The sequence below is a fragment of the Streptomyces sp. NPDC001153 genome (assembly GCF_053598315.1).
Genome location: NZ_JBSFJZ010000024.1, coordinates 84,941 through 89,763, shown reverse-complemented (window position 1 = coordinate 89,763; position 4,823 = coordinate 84,941). Strand labels below are relative to the sequence as shown.

Below are 4,823 nucleotides of genomic sequence, written 5' to 3'. Positions count from 1 at the left end.
CGGCGCGCGCTGGGCCTGTACCAGGGGGTTGGTGACCGTCGTCGCGAGGCCATGGCGTGGCAGAACGTCGGTGATGCCCTGCGGGTGGCGGGGCGGCCGGAGGAGGCGATGGAGGCGGCGCGGCGCGCGCTGGGCCTGTACCAGGGGGTTGGTGACCGTCGTCGCGAGGCCATGGCGTGGCAGAACGTCGGTGATGCCCTGCGGGTGGCGGGGCGGCCGGAGGAGGCGATGGAGGCGGCGCGGCGCGCGCTGGGCCTGTACCAGGAGGCCGGGGACCGTCGTCGCGAGGCCACGGCGTGGAACGATCTCGGTCATACCCTCCGTCTCGCAGGCCGTTCGGAGGAGGCCGTCGACGCGTACGGCACCTCGGCGGGGATCATGCAGGGCTTCGAGGACTGGTACGGCCTGGGCCGGTCCCTCGAGAACCTGGCCATCCTCCAAGAGAGCGCCGGAGCCACGGCGAAGGCGCGGGAGGCCTACGCCCGAGCCGCTGAGGCATACAGCCGGACCAATGCCCCTGTCGAAGCCGCCCGGTCAGGCGCCGATGCCGACCGCCTCGGCCGGACAGGCGCGGACGGCGATGCCGACTGGGAATCCGGCGAAGATCCTTCTACCGTGGAGTCCGCCTGATCCGGTGCCGCTGGACGACGTAAGGGGGCTTCGTGGAAGCCGAGTTGGGGACGCTCGCCGCCCAGGCGGCAACGGCATTCGTCGGACTCGCGGCCGCGGACGCCTGGCTGAAGATGAAACGCGGGAGCCGACGGATCACCCGCTGGCTGTCCCGGCGCGGCGCCGACGGCGAACTGGACGCCTCCCGTGAGGAGTTGGAGCAGGCCAGGCAACGCGGCGACGAGGAGAGCGCGGCCGACCGGGTCGCCGCCGAATGGGAACGGCGCCTGCTCGGCATCCTCGAGGACGACCCCGAGGCGGCGGAGGAACTGCGCGGGCTGCTCGCCGAGGTCCTGCCGGGAACGTCGTACGACATCGCCTTCGACGTCCGCCCGGCCGCACCGGCGGCGCCCGGCGTCCAGCCCGACCAACTCCCCGCCCTGACCGGCACCTTCAGCAACCGGGTCGCCGAGCTCGACCGGATGAACAGCCTGTGCGGCGAACCCGGCAGGGTGCGGCTCGCCGTCCTCGCCGGGCTGCCCGGGGTGGGCAAGACGGCGCTCGCCTGCCGCTGGGCGGACACCCGGCGCGAGGACTTCCCCGACGGCCTCTTCTACGTCGACTACGCCGCCCTGCGCGACGAGTCCGCCGTGGGCGCGGCCATGGGCCCGGCCGAGACCTCACAGGCCCTCGCCTCGGTCCTGCGGGCGCTGCTGGGGAGCGATGCCCATGTCTCCGAGCGGTTCGAGGAGCTGAGGCGGCAGTACGAGACCCACTCCCGCGACCGGCGCATGCTCGTCCTCATCGACAACGTCACCCAGGCCGCCCAGGCGCGGGCCCTGATCCCCACGGGTCCCGGCAGCACCGTCATGGTCACCAGTCACAGCAAGCTCGGCGAACTCGTCGCGCAGGACGGCGCCGAACTCATCGACCTGAAACCCCTCGACGCACACGGCGGCCTGAAGCTGCTGACCGACCAGTGCGGCGAGGACGTCGTCGCGGCCGAACCCGGCGAGGCCGGACGCCTCGTGGAGCTGTGCGGCGGACTGCCGGTGGCGCTGCGCATCGTGGCGACCCGGCTGACCACCGGCGACGCCCCGAGCCTGACCCACCTGGCCCAGGAGCTGGAGGACGAGGCCGAACGGCTGGAGGGCATCTCCCTGCCCGGCGGCGACTACTCGCTGTCGGCCGTCCTCGGCCCCTCCTACCGGCTGCTGCCACCCGGACCGGCCCGGATGTTCCGGCTGCTGGGCTGGCTGCCCACGGGAGTGTTCGACGAGTCCGTCGCGGCCGCCGCCGCGGGCGTCGACCGGCGCACGGCCCGGCGGCTGCTGCGCGAACTGGCCGCCGCGAGCCTGCTGGAGAGGGACCGCGACGGCCGCTACCGCGTCCACGACCTCGTCCGCCTCTACGCCCGCGAGCGTGCCGTGGCGGAGGAACCACCCGCCGAGGAGAGGACCCTCGTCGAGCGGGTGACCACGCACCACCTCGTCCTCGCGGCCCTCGCCGACCGGGCACAGCGCGCGGACCGGCTGCGCGTCGCCGATCTGACCGAACTGATGGCACCTGCCGCGGACCCCTTCTCCGCACCCGGCGGCCCCGCCCCGCTGACCTGGCTCGACGCCGAGTGCACCACGATCCTCGCCGTCCTGCGCGCGGCAGTGCGCCACCGCCTGAACGCCCTGGCCTGGCCGCTGGCCGAGGCGTTCACCGTGCTGTTCCTGCACCACCGCCACCTCGGCGCCTGGAAGGAGTCCCTGAGCCTGGGCAGCGAGGCCGCCGCCGCGCTCGCCGCCGACCCGGCCACCCCGGCCGACGTCGCGGCGCAGGCCCGCGCCGGCGAGGCCCGGCTGCGCAGCCTGCTCTCACGCCCGCTCACGGACCTCGGCGAACACGACCGGGCCCGCACCGAACTGGAGCGCGCCGTCGCCCTGGCCGAGCCCACCGACCGACTGCTGCTGCGCGCCTCCGTCCAGGAGTTCTACGGCCGCCACCTCGAACTCTCCGACCTCGCCCGGGCCGTGGACACCTACCGCTACTGCCTCGACCTCAACCGCCGCGCCGGGGACCGGCGCGGCGAAGCCCTGGCCCTCCTCTTCCTGGGCTCGGCCTTGGACGCCCAAGGAGACCACGAGCAGGCCCTCACCCTGCTCGGCCAGGCACGCGCGGACCTGCTGGACCTCCCCGAGCCCGACGAGCGGATGGCGGCCCGCGCCCTCCTCGCCCTCGGCCGGGCCCACGCCCACCGCGACGAGTTCGACGCGGCCTTCCACGCCCTGGAAACGGCGGCCGACACCCTGAAGGCCCGGCGCGCGTACAGCTACGAGGCCGACGCACGGGAGGAGCTCGCCGACCTCGCCCAGCGGACCGGCCGCCACCCGGACCGGGTGCGCGAGTGGCTGACCCGCGCCCTCGAGATCCACGAGACGAACGGCGACCGGCGCGCGGACGACGTCCGCCGGCGGCTGACGGACCTCAGCTGAGACGCGGTGCCGCGGGGCGCGGGCGGAGCACGACGTCCTCGTCCCGCACCCCGGCGATCCGCAGGGTCAGCAGCGCCTCGCCCGGTGGAAGACCCTGCCGCAACCGGGCATAGACGATCGCCGCCGCGAGCCCGGGAGACAGCGCCGGCCCGGTCACCGCCGCCTCGGCCACCCGGCCGTCGCGCAACCCCACCAGATGGCCACCACCCCGCACCGCGCAGGCGGCCAGCAGACTGCCGGGCAGCCGCGCCAGGCCGTCACGGATCCAGCCCAGCGCCTCGGCGACCGATCCGGCGGGGTCGGCCCGCTCGATCACCGAGGCGCTCTCCAGCAGCCGGCGGTCACGTTCCGCGTCCGAACAGGCCAGATACGCGAAGCGGTACGGCGCCGCGTCGGGGCCGTCCTCCTCGGCCTGCGGTCCGCCGTGCGCGTACGCCCGCGCCTGGGCCGGATACCGGCGCACCGACACGACCGGACCGGCCGGCTCCTCGCCGACCTCGGTGACGACCAGCCAGGAGGTGACGGGACCGGCGGCCGGTTCCGGCACGTGCAGCAGCAGGTCCGGCGGGGGCGCGGAGGCCGGCTCGGGGAGATCCAGCAGTTCGTAGACGGCCGCACGGAGCCGCGCCTGCGCCTGGCCCGAGTCGGCGAAGGCCCGCCGCACCACGGGGGCGTACCGATCGCGGCCGTGCTCCCGTACGACGTCCTCGACCTGAGCCGCCAGATCGCCGCCGGTATCCAGGCGCGGTGCCAGGGCGGCCAGATCGTGCGCCGCCGTCTCCGGTACCGCGTCGGCGCCGAACGCGCCGAGCAGGACCGGGTGGCCGAGAGCGGCGCCGTACAGGGTCACCGACCCGTGGTCGCCGATCACCACGTCCGCCGCGACGAGCGCCGGCCGCCAGGCGTGCACGGGCGGCATCAGCAGCAGGCCCGCGTCGAGCGCCGAGGCCTGGAGCGTGCGGATCTGCCACGAACCGTGTGCCGACCAGACGTTGGGGTGGACCACGGCCGTGACCCGGTACGCGTCGCGGGGGAGCGCGCCCAGCAGGCGGACCGGGAGATCGGGATGCCGGCCGAGCAGGGAGGTCGGCCCCCAGGTGGAGCTGATCACGACGAGCCGCCGGCCCTCGACGACACCGAGGGCCCGCCGGTACGCGTCCCTGCGGGCCCGGGCGGCGAGCAGCTCGTCGTAGCAGGGGTCGCCCAGCAACAGGGTGCGGCCGGCGGTCTTCGGGTGGGCGGCGAGGAGCTGTCGTTCCTGGTTCGGGTGCGATACGGCGAGCCAGGCCCGGCCGGACTCCAGCAGCGCGTCGGGAACGAGGCCGGACAACCGGTCGTGCGTCCCGCGTGCGTCCGGGACCCGCTTCTGGAAGCCCACGCCGTGCGGCAGCACCAGGACCGGGCAGTCACCCTCCGGTATGTCCACGTTCTCGCTGGCTGTGAGGATCAGATCCGGGCTGATCTGCGCCAGCTGTTCCCAGGGCATGACCCGGCATCCGGAGCCTCGGAGGAGCTCCTGCACCCCGTCGGCGAACGCGGAGGTGGGGTCGTGGGCGAAGACGACGCTCACTCGGGGGTCGTCGCGGAGCAGGGCGGGCAGCGCCTCGAGCACACGCACGGTGGAGGTGACGGTGCGCACGGCGACGACGAGCGTCCGCTCGGCGGGGAAGGTACGCCAGCGGTGGGCGTCGGGGCCCACCGGAACCCGAAGAAAGCTTTCAGCCGTCAGGC

3 protein-coding genes are annotated in these 4,823 nt (G+C 74.8%); 2 read left to right on the top strand and 1 reads right to left on the bottom strand.

The window, feature by feature from the left end:
* Both ACWDEN_RS26425 and ACWDEN_RS26420 read left to right on the top strand, forming a co-directional pair.
* A partial coding sequence (locus ACWDEN_RS26425; protein WP_450860267.1) for a tetratricopeptide repeat protein occupies positions 1 to 630 on the top strand: 630 nt, incomplete at its 5' end.
* A gap of 32 nt (positions 631 to 662) precedes the next feature.
* Positions 663 to 3,092 (top strand): ATP-binding protein, encoded by a 2,430-nt coding sequence (locus ACWDEN_RS26420; RefSeq protein ID WP_450860266.1) that lies wholly within the window; start codon positions 663 to 665, stop codon positions 3,090 to 3,092.
* Here ACWDEN_RS26420 and ACWDEN_RS26415 read toward each other — a convergent pair.
* Positions 3,085 to 4,821, bottom strand: coding sequence for a hypothetical protein (locus ACWDEN_RS26415; protein ID WP_450860265.1), 1,737 nt, complete (start codon positions 4,819 to 4,821; stop codon positions 3,085 to 3,087). The genes ACWDEN_RS26420 and ACWDEN_RS26415 overlap by 8 nt on opposite strands.
* Positions 4,822 to 4,823: the final 2 nt, after the last annotated feature.